The sequence below is a fragment of the Rhodococcus sp. C-2 genome (genome assembly GCF_027854095.1).
GTDB lineage: Bacteria > Actinomycetota > Actinomycetes > Mycobacteriales > Mycobacteriaceae > Rhodococcus_F > Rhodococcus_F qingshengii.
In genome coordinates this window covers 1-24,657 of sequence record NZ_JAQGFI010000008.1, presented here as the reverse complement: position 1 = coordinate 24,657, position 24,657 = coordinate 1, and the positions used below count along the sequence as shown (strand labels likewise).

20 protein-coding genes are annotated in these 24,657 nt (G+C 61.7%); 8 read left to right on the top strand and 12 right to left on the bottom strand.

Features of this window, described 5'->3' with window-relative positions; genetic code table 11:
• Position 1 precedes the first annotated feature (1 nt).
• Positions 2-1,021: a DUF2804 domain-containing protein gene (locus PCS43_RS17860; protein WP_042926211.1), complete on the top strand. Its 1,020-nt coding sequence runs from the start codon at positions 2-4 to the stop codon at positions 1,019-1,021.
• Positions 1,022-1,109: 88 nt separating this feature from the next.
• On the opposite strand, the gene PCS43_RS17855 is transcribed toward PCS43_RS17860, so the two are convergent.
• Positions 1,110-2,348 (bottom strand): HNH endonuclease signature motif containing protein, encoded by a 1,239-nt coding sequence (locus PCS43_RS17855; protein ID WP_209907965.1) that lies wholly within the window; start codon positions 2,346-2,348, stop codon positions 1,110-1,112.
• A gap of 198 nt (positions 2,349-2,546) precedes the next feature.
• Here PCS43_RS17855 and PCS43_RS17850 point away from each other — a divergent pair, with 198 nt between their 5' ends.
• Positions 2,547-2,699, top strand: coding sequence for a hypothetical protein (locus PCS43_RS17850; protein ID WP_047268844.1), 153 nt, complete (start codon positions 2,547-2,549; stop codon positions 2,697-2,699).
• A gap of 90 nt (positions 2,700-2,789) precedes the next feature.
• On the opposite strand, the gene PCS43_RS17845 is transcribed toward PCS43_RS17850, so the two are convergent.
• The 7 genes from PCS43_RS17845 to PCS43_RS17815 all read right to left on the bottom strand — a co-directional run bounded on the left by PCS43_RS17845 (position 2,790) and on the right by PCS43_RS17815 (position 10,263).
• On the bottom strand, positions 2,790-4,412 hold the full coding sequence (locus PCS43_RS17845; RefSeq protein WP_209907967.1) for an amidohydrolase: 1,623 nt from the start codon (positions 4,410-4,412) through the stop codon (positions 2,790-2,792).
• A gap of 9 nt (positions 4,413-4,421) precedes the next feature.
• Positions 4,422-6,599: an AAA family ATPase gene (locus tag PCS43_RS17840; RefSeq protein ID WP_209907969.1), complete on the bottom strand. Its 2,178-nt coding sequence runs from the start codon at positions 6,597-6,599 to the stop codon at positions 4,422-4,424.
• A 21-nt stretch (positions 6,600-6,620) separates the two neighbouring features.
• Positions 6,621-7,451, bottom strand: coding sequence for a CDP-alcohol phosphatidyltransferase family protein (locus PCS43_RS17835; protein ID WP_029254795.1), 831 nt, complete (start codon positions 7,449-7,451; stop codon positions 6,621-6,623).
• Positions 7,452-7,510: 59 nt separating this feature from the next.
• Complete coding sequence (locus PCS43_RS17830) at positions 7,511-8,224, bottom strand: phosphatidylserine decarboxylase (RefSeq protein ID WP_003941540.1); 714 nt, start codon at positions 8,222-8,224, stop codon at positions 7,511-7,513.
• Positions 8,225-8,296: 72 nt separating this feature from the next.
• Positions 8,297-9,316: a DNA polymerase III subunit beta family protein gene (locus PCS43_RS17825; RefSeq protein WP_063314800.1), complete on the bottom strand. Its 1,020-nt coding sequence runs from the start codon at positions 9,314-9,316 to the stop codon at positions 8,297-8,299.
• The gene (locus PCS43_RS17820; protein ID WP_007733713.1) at positions 9,306-9,758 is read right to left on the bottom strand and encodes a hypothetical protein; all 453 of its coding nucleotides are present in this window, start codon (positions 9,756-9,758) and stop codon (positions 9,306-9,308) included. The genes PCS43_RS17825 and PCS43_RS17820 overlap by 11 nt, the downstream gene beginning before the upstream one ends.
• A gap of 34 nt (positions 9,759-9,792) precedes the next feature.
• Positions 9,793-10,263, bottom strand: coding sequence for an SRPBCC family protein (locus PCS43_RS17815; RefSeq protein WP_003941500.1), 471 nt, complete (start codon positions 10,261-10,263; stop codon positions 9,793-9,795).
• A 189-nt stretch (positions 10,264-10,452) separates the two neighbouring features.
• On the opposite strand from PCS43_RS17815, the gene PCS43_RS17810 reads away from it, so the two are divergent.
• Positions 10,453-11,844, top strand: coding sequence for an amino acid permease (locus PCS43_RS17810; RefSeq protein WP_007733714.1), 1,392 nt, complete (start codon positions 10,453-10,455; stop codon positions 11,842-11,844).
• On the opposite strand, the gene PCS43_RS17805 is transcribed toward PCS43_RS17810, so the two are convergent.
• Positions 11,816-13,069 (bottom strand): NAD(P)/FAD-dependent oxidoreductase, encoded by a 1,254-nt coding sequence (locus tag PCS43_RS17805; RefSeq protein ID WP_007733715.1) that lies wholly within the window; start codon positions 13,067-13,069, stop codon positions 11,816-11,818. The genes PCS43_RS17810 and PCS43_RS17805 overlap by 29 nt on opposite strands.
• A gap of 786 nt (positions 13,070-13,855) precedes the next feature.
• On the opposite strand from PCS43_RS17805, the gene PCS43_RS17800 reads away from it, so the two are divergent.
• On the top strand, positions 13,856-14,563 hold the full coding sequence (locus tag PCS43_RS17800; protein WP_125050456.1) for a hypothetical protein: 708 nt from the start codon (positions 13,856-13,858) through the stop codon (positions 14,561-14,563).
• Between the two features lie 212 nt (positions 14,564-14,775).
• On the opposite strand, the gene PCS43_RS17795 is transcribed toward PCS43_RS17800, so the two are convergent.
• The gene (locus tag PCS43_RS17795) at positions 14,776-16,236 is read right to left on the bottom strand and encodes a wax ester/triacylglycerol synthase domain-containing protein (protein WP_007733717.1); all 1,461 of its coding nucleotides are present in this window, start codon (positions 16,234-16,236) and stop codon (positions 14,776-14,778) included.
• Positions 16,237-17,664: 1,428 nt separating this feature from the next.
• Positions 17,665-18,813 carry a PucR family transcriptional regulator gene (locus PCS43_RS17790; protein WP_007733721.1) on the bottom strand — a complete coding sequence of 383 codons (1,149 nt, stop codon included), beginning with the start codon at positions 18,811-18,813 and terminating at the stop codon, positions 17,665-17,667.
• An 82-nt stretch (positions 18,814-18,895) separates the two neighbouring features.
• Here PCS43_RS17790 and PCS43_RS17785 point away from each other — a divergent pair, with 82 nt between their 5' ends.
• From PCS43_RS17785 to PCS43_RS17770, 4 genes are all read left to right on the top strand, one after another.
• Entirely contained in the window at positions 18,896-19,681 is a 786-nt protein-coding gene (locus PCS43_RS17785) for an HAD-IIA family hydrolase (RefSeq protein ID WP_003941506.1), read from the top strand.
• A gap of 80 nt (positions 19,682-19,761) precedes the next feature.
• Complete coding sequence (locus PCS43_RS17780) at positions 19,762-20,319, top strand: DUF6764 family protein (RefSeq protein ID WP_039973364.1); 558 nt, start codon at positions 19,762-19,764, stop codon at positions 20,317-20,319.
• A gap of 273 nt (positions 20,320-20,592) precedes the next feature.
• Positions 20,593-22,218: a chaperonin GroEL gene (gene groL / locus PCS43_RS17775; protein WP_003941476.1), complete on the top strand. Its 1,626-nt coding sequence runs from the start codon at positions 20,593-20,595 to the stop codon at positions 22,216-22,218.
• 282 nt (positions 22,219-22,500) lie between these two features.
• Positions 22,501-23,946, top strand: a complete 1,446-nt coding sequence (locus tag PCS43_RS17770; RefSeq protein ID WP_007733729.1) for a wax ester/triacylglycerol synthase domain-containing protein — start codon at positions 22,501-22,503, stop codon at positions 23,944-23,946.
• A 271-nt stretch (positions 23,947-24,217) separates the two neighbouring features.
• Here PCS43_RS17770 and PCS43_RS17765 read toward each other — a convergent pair whose 3' ends face one another.
• Entirely contained in the window at positions 24,218-24,421 is a 204-nt protein-coding gene (locus PCS43_RS17765) for a PspC domain-containing protein (RefSeq protein WP_003941534.1), read from the bottom strand.
• Positions 24,422-24,657: the final 236 nt, after the last annotated feature.

Here is a 24,657-nt window from a genome sequence, read left to right as displayed (position 1 = left end):
AATGCAGACACTGATGTCGCCCGGCCCGCTTCTCGACGATCGCGGACATTTGGTCGAGACGGGTTGGGCCCCATCGGAGATTCGCAAGTATCGACGCTCTGCGATCACCGCTCCCAAGTTCCGGATCAAGGAGTGGGACTACTACTGCGTTCTCACTGCGGATTACGGCATCGCGTTGACCGTCGCCGACAACGGGTACATGGGCTTGCTCGGGGTCTCCTGGCTCGATTTCCGAACACCACACGAGATCACCGAAAACGTGATGCTGCCGTTCCCGATGGGAAGGCTCGGTCTGCCCGAAAGCGCCGACGACGGTGATGTGGTGGTGTCGAAAGGTAAAGCTCGCTTCGAGTTTCGCCATGTGGACGGTGGGCGCCACCTGATCGTCGACTACCCGGCTTTCGACGGTGGACGAGGTCTTCATGCCGACTTGTTCCTGGCGAGTCCTGCCGATGACCGGATGGTGATCGCCACACCGTTTCCGAAGGCGTCCCGTTCGTTTTACTACAACCAGAAGATCAACTGCCTGCCCGCTGCCGGGACCGTGCGAATCGGGATCGACGACTTCACATTTCGCTCGGAAGACTCGTTCGGCGTTCTCGATTGGGGCAGGGGAGTCTGGACTTACGACAACACCTGGTACTGGGGTTCTGCATCCGGACTGGTGAACGGCGAGCGGTTCGGATTCAACATCGGTTACGGCTTCGGCGACACTACGGCGGCCAGCGAGAACATCGTGTTTGTCGGAGGGCGGGCCCACAAACTGGACAGGATCGACTTCGGCATCCCGCAGGGAACGTACGACGGCGCTCCGTGGAACTTCTCGAGCAACGATGGTCGCTTCGAGATGACTTTCGAGCCGATCATCGACCGTGCCGCGACTTTCGACGTCGGGGTGCTGCGTTCGATTCAGCATCAGGTGTTCGGAAAGTTCTCCGGCACAGTGATCCTCGACGACGGCACCTCCGTGGTGGTTCGAGATCTCCTCGGATTTGCCGAGGAGGTTCGGAACCGCTGGTAGGCCGTACGTCTCCGCGAAGATGACGGAACGCAGCACGAGCACCGGGGCATGATCGTGCCCCGGTGCTCGCGTCTCGAGTTGTTTCACTTCAGGCTGCTGTCGGTGGGCCGTTCCCGCCGATCGGCTGCTGATACGGATCAACAGACATCGGCGGGTAGAACACCGTTTTGCGATCCGGGCCGATCTCCACCCGCCATTCGGTGTGGTGCAGTGTCCGATGATGATGACCGCACAACAAGATCAGATTGTCGAGATCTGTTGGGCCACCATCGTTCCAGTGAACAATATGATGAGCATCGCACCACCCCGACGGCGTCCCGCACCCCGGAAACGCACACCCGCCATCCCGAACCGCCAACGCCCGCCGCTGCGGAACCGTCGCCGTTCTCGCTTCCTTACCGCAGTCGAGCGGAACACCATTCTCGTCCAACAAGATCCGCGTCACGGTGCAGTCGCACGCCAACATCCGCGCAGTATCGATACTGATCGGGCCCACCCAATCCGCCCACGCAAACCCGAGTTCCTCCGTCGACGGCAGGAGGTCTTTCAAAGCCTGCAGATCCGTCATGTCTTTTGCGGACGCAGTCACCGTGATGTGCGGTTTCACCCCGCCCTCGATCGGACCCAACCCCGCCCGCTCGTACCGCCGCAGTAAATCGCAGAACCCGTCCGCCCGTCGTAATGCCGGCGTACGCGTGTCCTTCACGCCGTCCTTCTCCGGTATCGGCGCAGACAGGCTCGACAACAACGTGATCAGACGGGCCCCGTTCACAGCATCCAAGTCACCCTTCACCGACACGCGCCCGTACAAACCTTTCGAAGCGTAGAACTCGTTGCGCTCCGAATCCTCACCCACCGGAACCCCGTCCTCGCGCTTGCCGTACTGCTTCTCGATCCGCCGAATCGCCGCCCGCACCGCATCACAATCCGCAATGTTCTTCGACGCCAAACCCAACAAGATCCCGCGAGCCTTGTCCACATCCGCCAGGGTCATGTTCTTCGGCGGATGCTGACAAAACGATGCCACCTGACGGGCTTTCAACGCATCCACATCGCCGCGGTGAAACGCATCGCCGACAACAGGTTCGAGCATCAGCAACCGCGCCAACCCGACCAGCAGACTGCACTCACCGATCTCCAGATTCGTCGAACCATGCAACCACTGAGTGATCGCCCGAAAACCCTTCCCGCCGAGAACGTCCCGGGAAAACATCTCCACGATCAGCAACACCATCCGCGACTGCAACTCGTGTCGGGCGCGCACCAGATCCAGAACCTCACCCTTGAGGTCCTCGCTATCCAGTTGCCATGCTTCCCGACTGTCCATGCTCAAAGTCTAATCGAACAAAGTTTCGAACACAAGACTTGTATCTCGAAAACTGTTCCTATGCAATAATTTTCGACAATTCCGATTTTTGGGACTTTTCGGATCTTCATTCGATTTGCGGCAGGCAATCTCGACTGCCTCATTGCATGGACTCTGCTGACGCCGAGCACTCGGCATACATTCCGGCTTCATGTTGACGTGGACGAGGGCACTTGGACGCGTGGCCGCGCATGGGCTCTGTCGATTGCATTGGTTGCCTTGCCGTACTACCGCGACACGAACGAGCAGATCACGGCCTGGGCGAAACATGCGATTGCTCAGGTCGTTGACGACATCCGCACTGAACCCTGAGACCACCTGCGCCGTCTCCGTTTTCGCAACAATCCTTGGAACTCGAGCAGAGAAGGTTATCGGCCTTTGTCCACGGCGTTCGGCGACCGATCAGCCGATCGCGCTCAGGTCTCCGTACACCGTCCGACCCTCCAGGATGGTGGCGAGCACCGTGATGTCGGCCAGCCTGGTCGGCTCGACGTCGAGGGGATTTGCCGACAGCACAACAAGATCCGCGTAGGCACCGGGAAAGATGGACCCGATGTGATCTTCGCTGAACAGCTGCCACGCGGCGTTGACCGTGTGGGCGCGCACTGCGGCATCCACGGGGATCCGTTCCTGGGGTGCCACGACGCGGCCGCTGGGCGAAAGTCTGGTGGCGGCGTCCTGCATATTCCGTAGCGGATTGGCGGGGGTGACGGGACCGTCGTTGTGGAAGGTGAACCGTTGCCCGGCCGCGAGTGCAGATCCTGCTGCGGCCCAGACGGATCCGTATTCGGGGCCGAACAGGTCATCCACCAGAACGTCACCCCAGTAGTGCAGGTGGTCGATGAAGATGCTGACCGTGACGCCCAGTTCCGCCGCGCGGACGAACTGATCCGGACGCATCGCGCCGACGTGTTCGAGACGCAACCGGTGATCGGGCCGGGGGTGCTCCTTCAGAAGTTGCTCCCACGCATCGAGAGCCATGGTGATCGCGTCGTCACCGTGGGCGTGGCACGCCATCTGCCACCCTTTGGCGAAGTAGGCGGAACTGATGTCGTGGATCTGTTCGCCGGTGTAGTTGGCGTGCCCGTGCGTGCAGGCGATCCCGAGCGCGCGGGTGGCTTCGGTATCGAGATACGGGAAGCTGGTGGCGATGTTACCGACCCACGGTGAACCGTCGGACCAGACCTTGATGCCGATCTGGCGCACCAGGTCGTTTCCGTCGCCCGGTGACGCCTCGGTAGTGCGCGCGTCGTTGGACATCTCGTAGAGCCGCAGGCGGGTGGTGAGGAGTCCGGCGTCGGCTATCGCTGCCAGGGCGGGCCGCATCTTGGGGTCGAACGACAATTCGGCGATGGTGGTGATTCCCGCGGCGTTCAGCCGGGCGCATTCGGCCGCCACCAGTGCGGGGAAGTCGTCACCGATGGTGACTGCGTGGCCCGCGACTGCGAACACCGCAGGCATTTCGTACGCGGCTCCGTCGAGTGCGCCCGTCGCGTCGTGGCCGTACGATCCGCCGATCGGATCGGGGGTATCGCGGGTGATGCCGGCCTGCACTGCTGCCGCCGTGTTGAAATACGCGACGTGTCCCGAGTTGTGCATGATCACGAGGGGGTACTCCGGCGCTATGGAGTCCAGCCAGTCGATGGTCGGATCGGGTAGGCCCTTCTGCAGCAACGGGTCCCAACCGTTCAGAGAAGCGCCGGCAGCACCTCGCGAACGAACAGTGTCGACGACGGCAGCAACTACGGCATCCGCCTCGGCGATCGTGACAGGCCGGATGTCGACGACGTCAGGCCCGAGAACGATGGCTTCTTCCAGGGGGTGACCGTGCGGTTCGATGAACCCCGGCAGAACAGCGGCACCTCCGACGTCGACGACGCGGGTATCCGGCCCCACCAGTTTCTCGACGTCCGTGCGCGCGCCGACGGCTGTGATCCGGCCGCCCGTCACGGCGAGCGCCTGGGCGCGTGGTGATTCCTCGTGCATGGTCACGATGTCGCTGTACAGAACCAGATCAGCAGCCATGGTCAGTCCTTATCGGTTGTCCGCGTACGCCTGTAGGTGTGCCACCTGCTCGGGATCGAGTGAGGGACGTACCTTCTCACGGGCGGTTGCCACGTCCGCGGCCGTCACGTCGGCCGCGTCCATGCTCCGACGCATGGCGGCGAGTGCAGCCTCACGCAGGAGAGCCGAGCAGTCTGCTGCCGAGTATCCCTCGAGATCGACGGCCAGAATGTCCAAATCGACATCTTCGGCGAGCGGTACCGACTTGCCGGAAGCACGCAGAATCGCTTTGCGGGCCTCCGCATCCGGCGGCGGTACGAATACGAGACGTTCGAGTCTGCCGGGGCGCAGAAGAGCCGGGTCGATCAGATCCGGTCGATTGGTGGCGCCCAACACCACGACGTCGCGTAGCGGTTCGACGCCGTCGAGTTCGGTCAGCAACGCGGCTACGACGCGATCCGACACCCCGGAGTCGGAACTTTGACCACGACGCGGGGCAAGGGCGTCGATTTCGTCGAGGAAGATCAACGAGGGCGCCGAATCGCGTGCGCGCTGGAACAACTCGCGTACGGCCTTTTCGGAGGCGCCGACCCACTTGTCCATCAGCTCCGCACCTTTGACGGCGTGGACGCTGAGGTGACCTGAGCTGGCAAGGGCACGAACGAGATACGTCTTACCGCAGCCGGGAGGGCCGTAGAGGAGCACGCCGCGGGGTGGGTCGACACCGAGGCGTGCGAAGGAGTCGGGGTGCTGTAGCGGCCACAGCACCGCTTCGGTGAGGGCCTGTTTGGTTTCGACCATGTCGCCGACGTCGTCGAGGGTGACGCTGCCGATCGACAGTTCTTCGGTACTCGAACGAGACAGTGGCCGAATCACTTCGAGGGCACCGACAAGATCTTCCTGCGTGATCTCCGGAGAATCACCGGATTTGGACGCCCGCGTCGCCGCTCGCAAGGCAGCTTCACGGCAGAGCGCCGCGAGGTCGGCGACCACGAATCCCGTTGCGCGCGAGGCGATGGCGTCGAGTTCGAGGGTTCCGGTGGGCACGCGGCGGAGCAGGAGTTCGAGCAACGCCTTGCGGGTTGCGCCGTCCGGCAGGGTAAGTGCGAGTTCTCGATCGCAGAGATCCTGGCCGCGAAGGCGCGCGTCGACGGTCTCCGGATGGGCGGAGGTCGCGACGAATGCCACGCCCGGGGTTGCGACGGCGCTGCGCAGTTGTTCGAGGATCAGTGCGGATACCGGTTCCGCGGTGGCCGGAAGCAGAGCGTCGATGTCACTGATCAGCAGTACACCACCGCCGCGCACGGCAGCAACGGCGTCGACGATTCGCTGCAGGCGGGTATTCGCCTCGGTGGCACCGACTCCCGGGCCGTCGAGTTCGACAAGTTTGCGCGAGGACAGGACCGAGCGGGCCAACGTGGCTTTGCCCACGCCGGCGGGGCCCGTGATGAGGACGCCGAGGTGCGGTGAGGCGCCGAGCGTACGGAGCAGTTCTGGTTCGTCGAGTGCCAGGCCGAGCCACTCGGTCAGCTTGGCTGCCTGCGCCTGCGCGCCGACGAGGTGATCCAGCGGAACCGACGGTGCAGGCTCGATTGCGACGGCGGCCGGACTGGAAACAAGCGCACTCGGTGTCAGTGTGCCCGCCGAGCCGGAACCCCAGTTGACTGCCGAATTCGGCTGGACGCTGACCGGACCACCGGCAGGTTCGACGGCCGTGACGGTGAGCAGTTCGGATGTCCACGCGACGCCGAAGGTACGGGAAAGCGCTTGGGTGGCTTCGGAAGTGCTCGTACCCGGACCGAGATCGCGGGGGAGGAGCGAGACCGTGTCGCCGACGCTGACGACCTTGCCCAGAAGGGCTTGTCGCAGAACCGTCGAGCTGATCGAATTTGTCGCCATGGACGAGCCGGTGACGGAGACGGATCGCGCTCCGTACACCGTCACCGGACCGACCACGACGGATGAGTTCTCGGTCAGGCCGACGTTCGACATGGTGACGTCGTCGAGAAGGATCGTGCCTGCCGGGGTTCCGGTGGGCGCACGGCCCGCGACGGTCGCGGTGCCGCGGGCTCCCATGAGTGCGATGGCATCCCATTCGCGGATGCCCAACGCCGCCAACGCTTCGGGGTGCAAGCGCACTACCCCGCGGCGTAGGTCGGCGGCAGAGGTGTTGAGTCGAACGGTGAGGGCGAGTTCCGGCGAAGTCACCTCTCGAGAGTACGTCGTGGACTAGCGGGGTCGCCGCAATCCGAGACGAGCGGCCGAGCGGCGACCACCGACGTTGGGTTGGCGTCGGATCGCGCGGCGTTCGGAAGGCTTGATGTCCCAGGTTTCGGGACGTGCTGCCACCCACCGCTTCGAGTGCACGGCAAACGGGATGTGCACCAGGTAGATCGCGATGAGAACGATCAGCAGGATGTACGGGTAGGTGATGAGTGCGGCCGCAGCCAACGTCACCAGGACGAGCAGGCCGGCCGCCATGTGCGGCGGCACGGATACCGACTTCATCGCCAGCGTCGGGATGCGGCTGACGATCAGTGCAGCCGAGAAGAGCGTCCACACGATGACGACGAAGTGCGAAGACCACCAGCCGTCACCCCACTGAGCCGTCGCGGCCAGGGGAGTGAGGGCGATGAGTGCGCCGGCCGGAGCCGGCACGCCGACGAAGTACTCACGTGCGTACGCGGGGACGTCGTCGTCGTCGAGCAGAGTGTTGAAACGGGCGAGTCGCAACACGATGCTGACCGCGTAGATCAACGCGATGATCCAGCCGATGCTGGTGCCGTCCAGCAAGGTCACGTATAGGACCAGGGCCGGGGCGACGCCGAAGGAGATGGAGTCGGCCAGTGAGTCGAGTTCGGCGCCGATCTTGCTGGTGGCGTCGAGCAGTCGCGCGATGCGGCCGTCGAGTGAATCGAGGACGGCAGCGGCGCCGATCATCGCGAGCGAGGTACCGGGTTGTCCGTCGAGAGCGAATTTGACGGCGGACAGCCCGGCGCACAGCGCCAGGATGGTGATGACGGACGGCAGCAACCGCACCGCCTGGGTGCGTTTGGGCATCTTCGCGCCGGGTTGGGCTGCTCCCGGCTTCTTCACGGCTGACTTCATCTTCGGCGTCTTCACGGCAGTTGCGCGATAACTGTTTCAGCACCGATCGTGCGTTGTCCCGGCTCGACCAGGAGTGTGGTTCCGGCGGGGAAGTACGTGTCGACGCGTGAGCCGAAACGGATCAGTCCGTACGTGTCGCCGATCGGCAGGACGTCACCGACACCGGCGTAGCAGACGATGCGGCGCGCGAGCAGTCCCGCGATCTGGACAACCGCAACGTCGTGACCATCGGCGGTTTCGATCAGCATGCTGTTGCGCTCGTTGACCTCGCTGGCGTCGGCGAGATCTGCGGAGAGGAACTTGCCGGCCTGGTGAACGACCTCTTTGACCGTTCCACCGACAGGGCTGCGCTGGACATGCACGTCGAGAACCGACAGGAAGATGCTGACGCGCGGGCGCGGCTCGCTTCCGAGATTGAGCTCGGCGGGCGGAACGGCGTTGTCGACCAGCGCCACCTCGCCGTCGGCGGGTGCGACGACGACGCCGATGCGGTTGGGCGGCACCCGGTGCGGGTGACGGAAGAACGTGGCGCATGCGGCGGCGGTGGTCAGACCGGCTCGGCGCACCCACTTACGGTTGCGGCCCAGAGCTGCAACTCCCAGCGGGGCCAGCACGAACGGCAGGCCGGCGGGATGAAGTGGCGGAATCGCATGGCGAACCAGATCGACGATATGTCCGATCCCGGTGGGTTGCGGGGTTCCGGGGGGTGTGGGTCGGCGTGCCACAGGCTCCTCTAACTACTCGGTAGGTCTTCTGCTGGTCGCACTGACAGTACGGGGCGGTAGAGCATCCATAGATTACGTGAACGCCTTCTCTCCTACAGGCTGTAGTGGCATCAAGTACGAGTAGTACCCGACACAGTCGCCGGTGCGTATCGCCAGCGGGAGCGTCGCACCGCTTACTCGGATCACCAGTTGCCGCCCCGGTTGGGCTGCGGCGGCGTCGCGCAGTCGCTGCCGGTCGACCAGTACTCGGAACTTCTCACGGGGATCTGTTCCGCCCGGATCCACCCGGGCACCACCGTCTTCGCCAACGCTGACGACGGCACTGTCCTCGGTGCCGTTGAGCAGGGCAGCAAGGTGGTCGCCGCTCAGTTCGACGGCGTTGTGGTGCTCGCGCAGGATTCGGTGATCCGGGAACTCTCCGTCCTCGATCAGGGGACTGGACACCTCACCTCCCGGATACGACGCAGTCACCGTGCGCGCGGAGAAAGTCAACGTCACGACGCCGGCGACGTCGCGTAACAATCGCGCGAAGGTGACGGGAACGACAGCGGACACCGTCAGAGCGGAGTGAACTTTCACCTCGGCGACCGCGAGCCGGAACTGATCAGTGGTGACAAACGCAGCGACGCCGTCGTGAATGTCGAGGTGGACGCCGCGAAGTATCGGGAACTCCGATTCCTCGTTCACTGCGAACAGCACGGCGTCGAGTGCGCGTCGTAGATCCCACGAGTCGATGTCCACGCCGCCGGAGGCAGGTAGCGAATCGATCAGCCGGTGAATTCGCCCCAGTTCGGCGCGGGCGTCGGCGAGACCGTCCTCGAGGTTGCGCAGATGGGCGTCGAGGCACGAATGGGGTTCCGGTCCGGTCAGGACGGCCATCATGTCGCGGATCGGAACACCGACGCGCCGCATACCGGCGATCACGCGTGCGTCGCGGAGTTGGTCGTCGGTGTACCAGCGGTAACCGGTGTGCGGATCGACGGAATGCGGGACGAGTACGCCTTCCTTGTCGTAGAACCGCAGCGCGCTGATCGGGAGCGCCGACGCCCGGGACATCTCGCCGATCGTCAAGAGGGCGGAACTAGTGGTCACGGATCAATTCTGCCCGCAGTCGCTCGATAGCGCCCCTGATCATCCGGCCGTAACCGTCGTCGGCGAGTGTGCCGACCGACGCCTCGGCCTTCGTCAGATGCTCGACGGCCTCGGCGTCGCGTCCGAGTTTGCGGTAGTCGGCAGCCAGGTTGAGGTGCAGCGATGGATAGAAACCGGCGACCTGCAGCGATGCGTGGTGTTCCTGGGCTCGCGCGTCGGTCAACGAATCGGCAGCGTCGAGGGCGCGCAGGTCCCAGCAGAGCTCTTGAGCCGGATCGTCTTGAACGTCGGCCATGTAGTGCGCGAGGGAGACGATGTGGAGCGCATCGGGGGCGGCGCTGATCTCTTCCCACACCTTCTCGAACGCAGAGCGAGCCCCGGCTCGATCGCCGGAGCTCGCCAATTCTTGTGCCTGCGCTATCTGTGTCATCACGGGATCCATGGAACGGATCCTGATGCCTCGACCAGGTCGAGGGTCAAGCAGAGGTGCGTGCAGCCGCCTCGGCCTCGCTCTTCACACGCTTCAATGTGGCATTCATGCCTTCGACGAGCTCGACCTCGAAGTCGGCGTTTCCGCCCAGGACGGTCTTGACGAGGAACTGCGAGACCTTCGACGTTCCGGTGGGAGCCTCGCGACGCTCGGTCACTTTGGTGCCGGTAGCGGTCGGCTCGAGTTCGTAGGACCAGATCGTGCGGTTCTCCGCGATGCGGAACGCCACCGACTTGTTGGGCTCGAAGCGAACGACCTTCGACGACGTCGGCCAGACCAGCAGGCCCTTGCGGTTGACGTTGATCGTCTTGGCACCCTCACGCACGGTCCCGCCGATCACCTTCATGACCTTGCACTGGGGGCTCCATTCGCCCATGCGCTGCAGGTCGGCGACGATTGCCCACACATCCTGCGGTGATGCGTCGATGTCGATGCTTGCTTCGAGGGTGTTGGACACAGTCTCTCCAGTCGAGTTGATGCTACGTAAAGTTACAAACACTTTTGTCGATCGTAAGCGATCCGTCAATGGACCATGTGTGTCAGGTCACTGTACGGCCGTCCAACAGGGTCGTGCGGGAACACGCGCGGTGGTAGCGGACAATGGTTCGCGCACGTATGACGATCCATCCGACTGGAGTACCGAGAAGTGAACAGCGACGCAGCGACGCAGGATGGCCTCAAGCGAGGGCTGACAGCGCGCCATATCCGCTTCATCGCCCTCGGATCAGCCATCGGAACCGGACTGTTCTACGGCAGCGCCGAGGCCATCAAACGAGCCGGCCCGTCGGTGCTCCTGGCCTACCTGATCGGCGGTATCGCGGTCTACCTGGTGTTGCGAGCGCTCGGCGAGATGGCGGTCCGTAACCCGGTTTCCGGTTCGTTCAGCGAGTACGCGAACAAGCACCTCGGACCACTCGCCGGTTTCATGACCGGGTGGACGTACACGTTCGAGATGGTGATCGTGTGCCTCGCCGACGTCACCGCCTTCGGCCTGTACATGCAGTTCTGGTTCCCGGACGTACCGAGATGGATCTGGGTTCTGGCTGTCGTCTTCTTCATCGGCGCGATAAACCTGTTGAGCGTCAAGGTGTTCGGCGAACTGGAATTCTGGTTCACGCTCGTGAAGATCACCGCCATCATCGCGATGATCGCCGGCGGCATCGCGATCATCGTGTTCGGATTCGGCGTTCACGACACCGATGCCGGAATCAGCCACCTCTGGTCGGACGGCGGGTTCTTCGCGACGGGCTTCGGCGGATTCGTCGCGTGTTTCGCGATCGTCATGTTCGCGTTCGGCGGCACCGAGATCATCGGTATCACCGCGGGCGAAGCCGAGGATCCGGCGCAGACCATCAGGAAAGCCGTCAACACGGTGCCGGTGCGCATCATTCTCTTCTACATCTGCACCCTCGCCGTCATCATGGCGATCATTCCGTGGCAGGCCATCAACTCCGACAACAGCCCGTTCGTCCAGATCTTCGAGAACCTCGGATTGGGAACGGCCGCTTCGATCCTCAACATCGTCGTCATCACCGCAGCCCTGTCGGCCATCAACAGCGACGTTTTCGGTGCGGGTCGCATGATGTTCGGAATGTCGCATGCCGGTCAGGCCCCGCAGGTGATGAAGAGAGTCTCCGCCAACGGTGTTCCGTGGATGACCGTTGTCATCATGACCGGTGCCCTGTTGGTGGGAGTCCTGCTCAACTACCTGATCCCGGACCAGGTGTTCCTCGTCATCGCCTCGCTGGCCACCTTCGCCACGATTTTCGTCTGGATCATGATCCTGCTCTCGCAGTTCCGTTCCCGCGCTCAGATGAGTGCAGACGAAACAGCGGCACTGAAGTTTCCAGTGCCGCTGTGGCCGTACGGTCAGATCTTCGCGATCGTGTTCCTGGCTTTTGTCATCGTGTTGCTCGGCGTCATCGCCGATACCCGAGTTGCTTTGCTCGTCGGTGCCGGATGGCTGGTTCTGCTGACGGGCGCGTACTACAAGTGGGTGAAACCGGCTGTCAGCGCAGCGGATCGAAGTGGCGCATGACGGTCGGCGTCTGAGCGCCGGTCATCGAGTCGGCCACCATCTTTCCGGTCAACGGACCCAGGGCGATTCCCCACATCCCGTGACCACCGGCGACGTGCACCCGCGGCGACTTCGTGGCTCCGATCAACGGCAAGCCGTCGGTAGTGCACGGTCGTGATCCCACCCACTCCTCTTCCCGCGCAGTCCAGTCGATGCCGCTGAGCATCGGCTTGGCCGCATCGATGATCGCCTGCACGCGGCGCGGATCCAGCGGCGCGTCAGGGCTGCGGAATTCCATCATTCCGGCCACTCGGAAGCGATCGTGCAACGGAGTGCATGCGACGCGCTGGGTGGGGAAATACACAGGGTTCTTGGGGAGGTGCTCGGGCTTGACACTGAAGCTGTATCCGCGTCCGGCCTGCACCAGTTTGCGCACACCGAACGGTGCTGCGAGCTTGTTCAAGCGGGCACCGCTCGAGATGACCACGGCGTCGCCGTCGCGTGAATCACCGTGTGCACTGCGAACAGTGACTCCGCCGACCCGATCGTCGATCTGCGTGACGTCGAAACCGCTGACGATTTCTCCACCGCGTTCACGAACCGCGTCCGCCAACGAGTTCACGAACAACGGGGGATCGATGAAACGCTGATTACGCAGACGCAAACCGGCTTTCACACCCTGGCCGAGTGAAGGCTCGAGCGAGTGAATCGCGTCGTAGTCGAGGAGGTCGAAGTCGACTTCTCCGCCGGCAGCTTCGACGTGATGGAACTCGTCCACCAAGGTCTGTCGGTCCTTCTCGGACGCAAACGCGGCGAGGAAAGGATCGGCCAGGCGGGTCAGCTCTTTGACGCCACCGTCGGCGAGTTCGTCGTACGCGCCCAAGGCTGTTCGGTTGACCTCGGTGTAGACCGACATCGCTTCCTGCCACTTCGACGGCGTGCAGTGGCGCGCGAACCCGACCAGGAACCGAATCAGCTTCAGATCGGTGGTGAGTGGCACGTACACCGGGGACGACGGGCTGAGCATCGCGCGCAAGCCGTATTGGAGCACTGCGGGTTCGGGCAGCGGAAGCGTCAATGCGGGGGCCAGCCAACCGGCGTTGCCCCAGCTCGCGTCGGCTGCGACGCCGTCGCGATCGACGACGGTGACCTCGACTCCACGTTCCTGCAAGAACCAGGCCGTCGACAATCCGACAACACCCGCACCGACCACGACCACACGATCGGGGCTTTGACGAGTTCCCATGACGCACTCCTTCTACAGACTCTGCTCGAACCGAGACGCCGGTCACATCCGGCTCTTCTCCCAAGCATGAATCGCGGGGGCGGCAAAAGGACTGGCCGTTCGGCCACAGCTTCGGGGAATGCGTTGTGCGAGTGCACAGCCCTCGCTTGGGAAGCGAATCACAGTGAGTCGGTTCGTAAATGCGCTGGAACTTTTGAATTAATACTAAAGTATTAACCATCTCTCGAATGAGCTGCGTTGTTAATACTTTAGTATTAATGTTTCACTGAATGTTAGTTCCTTGGTATTAGTCGCGTGCAAATCCTGGATGTAAGTGGGGGCGCCATTTCAAGTTGTCGAGAGATTTCTTTCAAGAACTGTTACAAGTTCTAGTAATTGAGGTATGGTGACGGTCATCACATAAACGGCAAATCGTGAATGGCCTTCAATCGTCGATCAGCTGTTCCAACTTACCGCTCGGTGTGAGCATCCAGTGGAATGGGTGCTACCAAACCAGCTGATTGGAGGTGGTTTCTCACGGTCGGACGTCATCTTTTTCGGAATCGAGACATGATTCCCGGGTGATGTCGTATCGCTAATCTCCGTTGTCAAGATTTCGGTCGTGCATCGGTAGTGAACAAATCCTATCGTGCTGCGCACGGCCTCAAAGACTTCCCCTTCGCCGCGAAAATTCCGGTGATGCGGAGGCTGTCAATGCAGTAGTTCAACTTTACTCGAACTGCGTTTTGGCAGGAAGTGCTATCAACGCTAAAAACCGATCCCGAAAGGGAATGAGGAGTAGAAGATATGCATGTTTCAACGGCAAAACGTACGGTGGCCGCTCTAGCAGTAGCAACTGCTTCGGCGGGCATGGTATTCGCAGCAGTTGCACCGGCGTCGGCAACTGCAGGTACGACGGTGACGAGCTATAACCAGGCGTGCCGCGCTGTAAGTGTTGGGCAGACCGTGGATCAGGTAGTTCCAACCTCGGTCACGGCTAACCACGTCACTGTGAATGCCACGCCCGGGGTAAATTCATACACCCTTCAGCCCGGTTCAGCGACGACGCCCAGCAGTTCTGGCGTCTCGGGTGTCACATTCCTCGGCATTGATGACGTCAGGCTTGTCTACCGCTATGACCCAGCGACGTTCGTCGCAGGATCGGCCGCACTGGTGGCCGGTTCCGGTTCGGGCTACACAGGCACGGTCACTCTCACCGATACCGGATCGCAACTGATCGTGGACGGTGCGGATGTCGGCGTAGGCGTGACATACCAGCTTCCGAAGATTAGTTTCCAAACTCGGAACAGTGCGTTGGACGTGAAGTTCGACACTCAGGGCACCGCGGCCCAGATGTATAACTTCTCGGCGAATTACTTCCGTTTCACATCGAAGGCGTCAGTGCCTATCTTCGGGACAGTCAGTGCGCCGACCTCATGCATTCCCGCCAATGCGGTGGGTGCGACCGGTAGTTACCCGGCACTGAATTCGGGTGCGGGCGTTCTGCATCCATAGTCAATCCGGACCCCGGTGATTAGCAGCGCTGCCTGACACCCCACTCAGGCAGCGCTGTTTTGCGTAGTCTTGTGCGTGAGTGCCAGAAGTGTGTGCCGGGAGGCGCTTCCAGACCATGTGGATGCGAGTTACGTGCAGAATTACCCGCTCGACAAGAATCCCGACCTACCGCAGTGGTAGGCCGGGCTCGTAATGTCTTGGTGAATAAGGGATCAGGATGCGATGACGGTCGAGTTGCTCTCGAGCTCACGCGTCTTTGCGGCTTCCTTCAGTTCCTCGAAACTCGCGCGAAGCAACTCCAGGTAGTGGCCTAGATCTGGCATCGTTGCGGCGTCTGCAATCACGTTGAGCGTTAGGTTGCCGCCACTCGCAGCTACCATGAAGTGCCGCAGCCCGTCACCGTCGACCGGTGCTTGATTAGCGAGTACGGCAGTGCCAGATGCCCCGTTCAGGGTCAGTCCGTTGACCGAGAGCGGAATGTTACTCACCATCGTGTGCTGATACCGCGGCCCATCCGGCTTGTAGTCGTCATGGTGACGTGAATATGCCATCAACCGCGCTATCGGAGCGGGTAGGGTCTCCAACACTGTGCTCATCCGCCGGACCGCTGTGTGGGACGTACGGGCCTTCTCCGAGCGTGCAGACTCTGCGATGAGAGCGAGTCTCTTCAGCGGATCCGTGATCGTGGTGTGCATGTTCACGGACAGATTCACCAATTGGTTTGCGGACTCCCACTCCTCTTGCTTGCGCATGGACCGCGGAACCATCGCGAACAGAGAACCTCGAGGCGCTTCGCTCTTCTCGGTAAGGTATCGCGCCATCGCGCAACCGACCACAGCCAGAAGGACGTCGTTGACAGTCGCTCCGGGGACTGCGTTCTTCACATGCCGAACCTCGTTGCCTGCGAGGATGATCGGCTCCACCAATGCCGACCCGCTTACCTTGCAGTTGAAGCGGGTGCTAGTACTTTCGTAGATGCACTCGTCCCATTCTCCAGCACTCTTCGCCTCGACTACCGCACGGGCAGCAGCCCGATTGCCCGGAATGCTCTTGGCGAACTGGATAAGTTGGCCGGGGAAACTCAGCACTGATCGCGTGAAGAGACGTCCCCGTAGGAACCGTATTGCAGGTGCTGATTTCCTCGGCCGTTGCGCATCCGAAAATATGGCTTCACCCAGCATTCGGATCGCGATTCCGTCGGCCGCGCTGTGATGAGACTTGAGCACAACCGCCGTCAGCCTGCCGGGTAGAGCGTCAAGCCCCTCGATCCCCGTGAAAAAGTGCAGTTCCCAGGGTGGGCGGCTGAGATCCATTCTCGAGGTCAGCAGGGCGCTGAGCATTTCTTGAAATGGTGCCCAACCCGGCTCGGAAATCGCGTTGACCCGCACGTGGTCGCCCACATCCAGGTTGGGGTCTGGAACCCAGTACGGATGGCCGAGTCCCAGTGGCGTGTGCTGGATTCGGTGGGTGAACATGCGATTGTGTCCGAGCCTGGCGGTGACCCAATCGACGGCTTGCGCCTGCGTGAATTCTGCGGCTGGGTGCTGAGATGTTTCGAAGAAGTACACGCCGACCAGATGCTTCAGGTGGCCGGCGGACTCGTTGTAGACGAAGTCCGCGTCTCGCGGATTCACCTGTGTGACAGCCGCATCCAGCAGGTTGGGCAGTCTCATGTCGAACTCCTCACGTGGCGGGTGCCGGATCAAAGTGTCCGTGCCCCGGAACTCTCGTGGCCCGGAACTCTCGTGCCTGGAAAACTCTCGTGCTTGGAACGCGAAATGACCCCCGAGGCGAATTGGAGCCTCGGGGATCATCGAAGTTCAGAGTAGAGAAGTTGCACCAGAGAATTTACTTCTGCAGAATGGTACTTCCCAGGCCGGTCAACTCTATGGTCCCAGTAGCCCAGGCGATCAAACTGGTGATATATCTTTGCAGCATTGTAAATCACCTTTCCTTAGAGCGGCGTCGGCGTGTACGCGGACAGGGTGTTGAGATACTTCGCGAACGTACCTACTAGGTCGATTGAGCCAAATCCCATCAGATCCGACAGATAGCTCATTGAAAGATCGAACATTATTGTCTCCTCTCCCGACTACGGGGCAACGGTCGAGCCGAGGGCGGTCTGAATGCTTCCACCAATACCTGCAGAACCGCTAGCCATTAGGTTGATGGCTGCGGAGATAGACTTGAAGATGCCGTCGACTATTGCCTGCACATAAACGAACGGGGGTAGCAATGATTGCGAATCAATGCTCGTGACTGCGTCGATTATACTTGCTGTATCCACTATGCTAACGCTCCTTGCGGTAGATTTTTATCACGGTAGGAAATTCTGTTGAAGTCAGCCGAGTGGGGGTTGCCAGTCGAAGTCGACTGACGCCATGGAGCCTCTGTATACGAGCAATGAAATGATCTGCAAAATTATCGGTTCCTTGAGGTAAGGCACCATCGATCCTAGATCCATCGTTTACTCCTGTCGTTGGGTGATGTTCTGAAATGGATCAGGGTTGCGATGAGCCGGTCTCGATTAATCCGGCTAGCGAGCCGGTGGCGCCCTCGATGCCGGGCACTAGGGATCCGCTCCATACATTGTCCAGTAATCCGGTGAACAACGCAGCCGTTGCTTGAAGGAACATTGCGATCATATGAAGTTCCATCCTTTCGATAGATCTGGAAGACTTTTTGTACATCGGCGCATGCTTGTTGCATTCCACAAAGAGCAGGTTCGACTAGTGCACGGACCCTTGCGATCGTTCTGCTAAGAGATCCGTGTGGCGTTCGGGGTCTTATGTGGCGTGACGGGAATGAGGTTAGCTCGAGCAAGTCCACTTTGACTAGGAATTTGTAGAACCAAACTGAAACGTGTTTCATTTGTGCTGGTCAGGCAACCAAAATGGCCTATTTGGGCCGTGAGAGGAAGATCTTGCGGAACGCTAACCAGATTGCAAGATTGATGATTGCCGAATTGCTGGGTTTTGGGAATCGTGGCCGGTAATTATGACTTTTGGCGGACTGGTCGTTAATACTTTTGGGTGATATTTTGTCGAATACCCCCCAAAGTGGAGCGGCGCGGGAGATGCTCCGATACCTTCTTCGCCGGCTCAGGAACTTCGTAGTTTGAACTGAAGCATCAGGATCAGTCGAGTGTCCGCGTCGCTCAGGTCAACCCCGCACATCTCCTTGCAGCGGCGTAATCGATTGCGGAGAGTGTTGGGGTGAACATGCAATGCTGCGGAGGAACTCGCGACATCACCGCCCTTGTCGAGGAAGGTGTGGGCCGTTGCGACGAGTTCGCTTCCATGTCGACGGTCGTACCCTTCCAGGGCGTGCATAGGTGTGGCGGTGCTCAGTCCGTCGAATATGTCGGCAACATGTAAGGCCAGTACCGACGCCAAGGTGTCGTTCATACCCGCGACAATCCCGCCGGACCGGTTGTGTCGCAGCGCGCCCAGAACATGGTCGGCGTCGGCGCGTGACAAATGGCATTCGCTGGCTGATTTCACGGTGCGGCCCACCGCAACGGCAAGTTGTGCTCGTGTGCGGGCGCGGCTGAGGAAGTCCTCCAACAGTCGGCGGGCGTTCGCTTCGTCAGCGCCGACAACAAGGTACGTCGAGTCGATCAACTGTGCGATCACGGCGTCGACGGCCAGAGTGTCCAGGTACAAGCTCAAGGAGGCGACCAACCCCGCCGGCAGTGGTCCCGTGACGGTTCCGACCGCGACCACCGTGAGCGGACCTGCCAACCGCAAGTCGTCGGCGGCGCGGAATGCGGGTTCGCCACCGCCGATCAGTGCTTGGACGCGCTGGGATTGGCGACGACGTGTGCTGTCGACCCGGTCACGCTCCGAGGCGATTCTCTCGGCCACGACAGATACCGCGGAACGAAGTATCGATTCCTGTGTGGGCGTCGGTGTTCCGGCCAGTGCGACCCAGATCGAGCCGACGGGGTGATCGTTCTCGCGAACTGCGATAACCAGTCGCGGCGTGATCGCGGGGTCTTCGAGGTCGACGTAGATGGGATCGCTCTCTCGGTGAAGCCGATCGAATACTCCTGCATCGGAGAGTAATTGGCGGAATCGGCTGGGTACCTGCCGACCGAGGATCGTGCCGATGCGAGCTTCGTCTACGGCCTGCTCGCCGCCGGAGTACGCGAGAACCGTCGAGTTCTCGTCCTCGATCGTGACGGGAGCGCCGAGCAATTCGGCCAGAGAACCGGCAACGGAGAAGAGGTCGTCGTCGCGCAGGTCCATGGGTGGGAGCCTACTGAGCGATGGACGGATTTCGGGTTTCGACGCCTCGGCAGGACCTCGATGGCGAATATAGGCTGGTGCAATGGCCGACATCGAAGGTGTTCTGTTCGATATCGACGGAGTCCTGCTCACGTCCTGGCAGCCGATCGAGGGAGCAGGGGAAGCAGTACGCGAAGTTCGGCGGCGCGGATTGGCCTGTGGGTTTCTGACCAACACCACCTCGCGCAGTTCGACACTCATCGCGCAGGGGTTGTGCGACGCCGGTATCGAGGTGGAGGCGAGCCAGATAGTTACTGCCGCCAGGCTCACGGGGGAGTACGTGCGGGCGACGTACCCGGACGCGAGGGCGTGGGTACTCAATCACGGTGACGTGTCCGCCGATCTCGAGGGAATCGAGTTCGACGACGCCGATCCCGAGGTCGTGATTCTCGGCGGCGCCGGCCCGGAGTTCACCCACGAGGCGCTGAGCCGAGTGCTCGAACTATTGCTCGCCGGAGTGCCCGTCGTCGCGATGCACCGCGGGATGATGTGGGAGACCGTAGACGGCCTTCGGATCGACACCGGAACGTACTTGCCCGGCTTCGAGGAAGTGGCGGGTGTAAACATCGCCGCAGTGGGTAAACCGTCTCTCACGGGGTTCCTGACAGCCACGGAGTTGATGCATGTCGAACCTGAGGCGACGGTGATGGTCGGCGACGATCTGATCGGGGACGTCCTCTCCTCGCAGCGGGTCGGCCTGACCGGAGTTCTGGTGCGCACAGGCAAGTTTCGGCAAACAGTGCTCGACCTCTCGGTTCAGAAGCCCGATCATGTCATCGATTCGGTCGCGGATCTCCCGGCCCTTCTCGGGGTCGTCCTCGAGGCTTGACCAGGCGGGGGTGACGGACTTCACTCGAGCGGGTACTCTCGCGCCCGAATCCAATGAACTTGTTCCACGAAGGAGTTTCTATGCCCTTGATCTCGTCAGTCTGGTTCCGTCGCTCATACTCTCGAGTCAGCGGAATTTCCAGTAGTCGGTTGGGGGGCCGCCTGGCGAGAACAGGGGCTGTGATGACTGTAGGTATGGGGCTCGCCGCCGGGCTGGCGCTGACCGGTGCGGGAGCTGCTTCCGCGGCGCCCGTCGCGTGTGTCTCGCCGCCGTCGGCAAATGACATCCAGGTCTCCGAGACCGCGAGCTGCGGCGCGCAGTCCGTCGGAGCCGGCCGCGCGCAGGCCGGTGCCGCCGAGAGCGGTACGGCAGTGAGCGTCGCCGCCGACAACGGCTACTCCAATTCATATGCCAACGGCTTCGGAACCGCGCTGGGGGCGTCTCGCGGTAACGGTCAGGCGCAGGCATTCGCGCTCGGCGGCGGTATCGCGCGGGCCGGGGCGGCTGACGGAAATGTCACCTTCGCCATCGCCGGTTACGGGGCGGGCGCTACAGCCGATGCCAATGGCGTCGACTGCGTCGGAGTGCTCTCGTTCGCGGTCAATTTGAGTAACGGACAGTTCTGCATCGCGGGCTGAGGCTCAACCTTGCACTCGGCACGCTCGAGTGCTAAAAATGCAGTTGGCACTCGCGAACCGTGAGTGCCAGGTCGAGGCAGTGAGACCGGGAACCATAGACACCCCCGGTCGTCCGTCGCGGGCACTGACTAGACCACAGGCGTAGATGGGTGACCAGGCAAATCGGTCGCCCGTGTAATGAGGTGACCGGTCAAACGGTCGCCTTGTGCCGATGAGGTGACCCGACGAGCGGTCACCTTGTGTGTCACCCCCTATCCGGAGGATCACTTCGCAATGGCAAAGATCATCGCGTTCGACGAAGAGGCACGTCGTGGCCTCGAGCGAGGCCTCAACGCCCTCGCCGACGCTGTCAAGGTGACGTTGGGCCCCAAGGGTCGCAACGTCGTTCTCGAAAAGAAGTGGGGCGCCCCCACGATCACCAACGATGGTGTTTCCATCGCCAAGGAGATCGAACTCGACGACCCGTACGAGAAGATCGGCGCCGAGCTCGTCAAGGAGGTCGCCAAGAAGACTGACGACGTCGCTGGCGACGGCACCACCACCGCTACCGTTCTCGCACAGGCACTGGTCCGTGAAGGTCTGCGCAACGTCGCAGCCGGCGCGAACCCGCTCGGCCTCAAGCGCGGCATCGAGAAGGCTGTCGAGGCTGTCACAGCTCGCCTGCTCGAGACCGCCAAGGAGATCGACACCAAGGAGCAGATCGCTGCTACCGCCGGTATTTCCGCCGGCGACCCGTCCATCGGTGAGCTCATCGCCGAGGCTATGGACAAGGTCGGCAAGGAAGGCGTCATCACGGTCGAGGAGTCCAACACCTTCGGCCTGCAGCTCGAGCTCACCGAGGGCATGCGCTTCGACAAGGGCTACATCTCGGCGTACTTCGCCACCGATGCAGAGCGTCAGGAAGCCGTCCTCGAAGACGCGTACATCCTGCTCGTCAGCTCCAAGATCTCCACGGTCAAGGACCTGCTGCCCCTGCTGGAGAAGGTCATCCAGTCCGGCAAGCCGCTCCTGATCATCGCCGAGGACGTCGAGGGCGAAGCTCTCTCCACCCTCGTGGTCAACAAGATCCGTGGCACCTTCAAGTCTGTTGCCGTCAAGGCTCCCGGCTTCGGTGACCGTCGTAAGGCTCAGCTCGCCGACATCGCCATCCTCACCGGTGGCGAGGTCATCAGCGAAGAGGTCGGACTCTCCTTGGAGACCGCAGGCCTCGAGCTCCTCGGCCAGGCACGCAAGGTCGTCATCACCAAGGACGAGACCACCATCGTCGAGGGTGCCGGCGACGCCGACGCAATCGCCGGTCGTGTCAGCCAGATCCGCGCCGAGATCGAGAACAGCGACTCGGATTACGACCGTGAGAAGCTGCAGGAACGTCTGGCCAAGCTGGCCGGCGGCGTTGCAGTCATCAAGGCCGGCGCTGCTACCGAGGTCGAGCTCAAGGAGCGCAAGCACCGCATCGAAGATGCAGTGCGTAACGCAAAGGCAGCCGTCGAAGAGGGCATCGTCGCCGGTGGTGGCGTTGCACTTCTCCAGGCAGCTCCCGCACTGGACGACCTCAAGCTCGAAGGTGACGAGGCAACCGGCGCGAACATCGTTCGCGTTGCACTGTCCGCTCCGCTCAAGCAGATCGCATTCAACGCAGGCCTCGAGCCCGGCGTTGTTGCGGACAAGGTCTCCAACCTGCCCGCAGGTCACGGCCTCAACGCTGCGACCAACGAGTACGGCGACCTGCTCGCTGCAGGCATCAACGACCCGGTCAAGGTCACCCGCTCGGCACTGCAGAACGCAGCGTCCATCGCGGCTCTGTTCCTGACGACCGAAGCCGTTGTCGCTGACAAGCCCGAGAAGGCCGGAGCGCCTGCAGGCGATCCGACCGGCGGCATGGGCGGCATGGACTTCTGAGTCCATCTCCACCTAGCTCCTAGAGCCCGGCCCACCATTCGGTGGGCCGGGCTTTTGCTCGTGCGGGGGAGGCAAGTTTCGATGACTTGGCAGCGGCAGCCGCGATGCAGATTGCGGATTCACCTAACCAAGAGGTTGCCTCCTGATCGATCGGAATCACAGGCACCTTTTCCGATTGCTGGATCCGGTGATACCCAACGATTCCGAGCAGAACCCAGAGGATCGGCATGTCAGCTCGCTACAATTCGGACATTCGTTCAGCGTCGGAATTGAGGGGCATGCATGATCTTTCGGAACTCGTTGCCAGCCGCGGTATCTCAGATGGGGCCGCGAGACGCGGAGTTCGTCTACAACGAGTCCGGCGGACATCTGAGCCACATGGTCTGCGCCTACTTCTTCGACACGACGGGCCATCCGCTCGCAGAGATGACGCACGACGACGCGGTTCGGTGGATCACCGAAAGATTCGGATACTGGCCACTGTTCACGAGTCGACTCCAGCGAGTTCCGCTGGATCTGGACTATCCCTATTGGGTCCCGGCCGATTTCGACGTCGGTGATCACGTGCACGTCCATCGTGCCCCGGTTGCCGGGTGGGCGCCGGTTCGTGAATTGCTCGGGCGCTCGCTCGGTGAGCCGATGGACTTGTCCCGGCCGCCCTGGGAGTTGCACGTCATGACCGGAGTGCACGGGATCGACGAGCTACCGGGCAATCTGACGCTGATCATGCTCAAGACCCACCACGGGGCCGGTGACGGTCTGGCGATCCGCGATCTGACCAACCTTCTGTTCTCCGGTCCGCCGAAGCCGGAGACGAAGCGTGCCGGTTCGGGGCTTTCGTCGCTGAATTTGATCGGGCGCACGGTCGTGGGTTTGCCCGGCCAGGCGATCCGTTTCGGCCGGGGTCTGTCCGTGACAAAGGTTGCGGCCGAGACGGTTCGGGAGGCGGAAGAGGCCGGAGAGCTGCCTACGTACTCGGCCGACCGCCTGCCGACCCGATTCAACGGCATGCTGGGCGGAGACATCACGATCGATTTCCTGACGCTGGACGGCGCAGACATCAAAGCGATCCGAGCGGCCGTTCCGGACGTGACGGTCAACGACATCTTCCTGACCGTCGTCGCCGGCGCTCTCGACGCATACCTGTCGGAGAAGGGCGAGAAATCAGGCAGTGGGTTGGCGGCGATGGTTCCCCGATCGATGCGGCAGATCGCCGAATGGGAATCGGCCAACCAACTGGCGCTGTTGACGGTCGATCTGCACACGGACGTCGAAGATCCGGTCGAGCGGCTGACACGAATCAGGGATTCGGCGCTGATGGCAAAGGGGCGGAGTTTGCACCCAGCCGTCCGTCGATACGGCACACGCATCGAAACGTCGCCCGCGGCTCTGCTCAGACTCACCGGTCTCTCGCGTCGGATCAACAAGCTTGACCCTTCGCACAAGGTCATTCAGAACACGACGATCAGCAATGTCCCGGTATCGGTCGACGGCAATGTCTTCGAAGGTGCGCCGGCGGTGGCAGTTCTCGGCGGGCAGGCGCCGGTCGACGGAGACATTCTGCGCCACTTCCTCATTGCTGCGCGTGGAGGTTCTCTGACGCTCAATGTCATTGTCTCGCGAGAGACGATGCCAGATATCGAGCACTACATCGAATTATTGCGGGTGGGGTTCACGGCGCTTCTGCAGGCAGTTTCCGACCAAAATCGTGAGTTGGTCGAACGATAATCTCTCGACACCTCAGCTTTACGCCGCCTGTCGTTCCCTGAGTTTTCTGATCGGCGTCATTTGCTCGTCCCAAGTGAACCACTGAACATCTTGGTTGGGCAGCGTCAGTGGCCTGGCCGTCAAGGGTCTCGAGGCCCTCGCTGCGCTCAGCGGTGGAGAGTTGAAGGCCGCCAAGTAGATTGTCGATTTCGGGGCCTGCTCGTGTTGGCGCGTAGGCCCCGAAATACCTTTTGTCGGCGCGTAATTCTCGCCATGTCAAGTGCCGGAATTCTCAACCTAACGGCATGAGCATCCAGGCGGCGAGATATACCAAAGCCGCGGTTCCACCCGTGCAAATAGCCGCGATAACGGCGAGTAGACGGACAAGATTTACGTCGGCGCCGAAGTAATCTGCAATTCCGCCGCACACTCCGGCGAACATTTTCTTGTCGTTGGAACGGGTGAAGGGGCGAGGTGTGTTGCTTTCGAATGTCATGCTTCAATTCTGAAGCGAGATCGCATCAGGCACCATCGGGGACGACCCCCATCTGCACCCTGATCTTTTGAGCCCGTCGTGTCATACCCCGGTAGTTCATCCCAGCTTCACCGAACGGTTGCTGCGGGAGACTACCTTGTCGGCGGTGACCGATTTAGCTGTATGAGGAACGGACGTTGGTGACGCGGTGCCGGCGGTAAGCGGCGGGCGGTCGTCCTCCGCGTGCTGAATGCGGT

Excerpts from the sequence above, each read along its gene's own strand:
- PCS43_RS17860 (WP_042926211.1), top strand. The coding sequence starts at position 2 with ATGCAGACACTGATGTCGCCCGGCCCGCTTCTCGACGATCGCGGACAT.
- PCS43_RS17855 (WP_209907965.1), bottom strand. The coding sequence starts at position 2,348 with ATGGACAGTCGGGAAGCATGGCAACTGGATAGCGAGGACCTCAAGGGT.
- PCS43_RS17845 (WP_209907967.1), bottom strand. The coding sequence starts at position 4,412 with ATGGCTGCTGATCTGGTTCTGTACAGCGACATCGTGACCATGCACGAG.
- PCS43_RS17835 (WP_029254795.1), bottom strand. The coding sequence starts at position 7,451 with ATGCCCAAACGCACCCAGGCGGTGCGGTTGCTGCCGTCCGTCATCACC.
- PCS43_RS17820 (WP_007733713.1), bottom strand. The coding sequence starts at position 9,758 with ATGGATCCCGTGATGACACAGATAGCGCAGGCACAAGAATTGGCGAGC.
- PCS43_RS17805 (WP_007733715.1), bottom strand. The coding sequence starts at position 13,069 with ATGGGAACTCGTCAAAGCCCCGATCGTGTGGTCGTGGTCGGTGCGGGT.
- PCS43_RS17800 (WP_125050456.1), top strand. The coding sequence starts at position 13,856 with ATGCATGTTTCAACGGCAAAACGTACGGTGGCCGCTCTAGCAGTAGCA.
- PCS43_RS17795 (WP_007733717.1), bottom strand. The coding sequence starts at position 16,236 with ATGAGACTGCCCAACCTGCTGGATGCGGCTGTCACACAGGTGAATCCG.
- PCS43_RS17790 (WP_007733721.1), bottom strand. The coding sequence starts at position 18,813 with ATGGACCTGCGCGACGACGACCTCTTCTCCGTTGCCGGTTCTCTGGCC.
- PCS43_RS17785 (WP_003941506.1), top strand. The coding sequence starts at position 18,896 with ATGGCCGACATCGAAGGTGTTCTGTTCGATATCGACGGAGTCCTGCTC.
- PCS43_RS17780 (WP_039973364.1), top strand. The coding sequence starts at position 19,762 with ATGCCCTTGATCTCGTCAGTCTGGTTCCGTCGCTCATACTCTCGAGTC.
- groL (WP_003941476.1), top strand. The coding sequence starts at position 20,593 with ATGGCAAAGATCATCGCGTTCGACGAAGAGGCACGTCGTGGCCTCGAG.
- PCS43_RS17770 (WP_007733729.1), top strand. The coding sequence starts at position 22,501 with ATGATCTTTCGGAACTCGTTGCCAGCCGCGGTATCTCAGATGGGGCCG.
- PCS43_RS17765 (WP_003941534.1), bottom strand. The coding sequence starts at position 24,421 with ATGACATTCGAAAGCAACACACCTCGCCCCTTCACCCGTTCCAACGAC.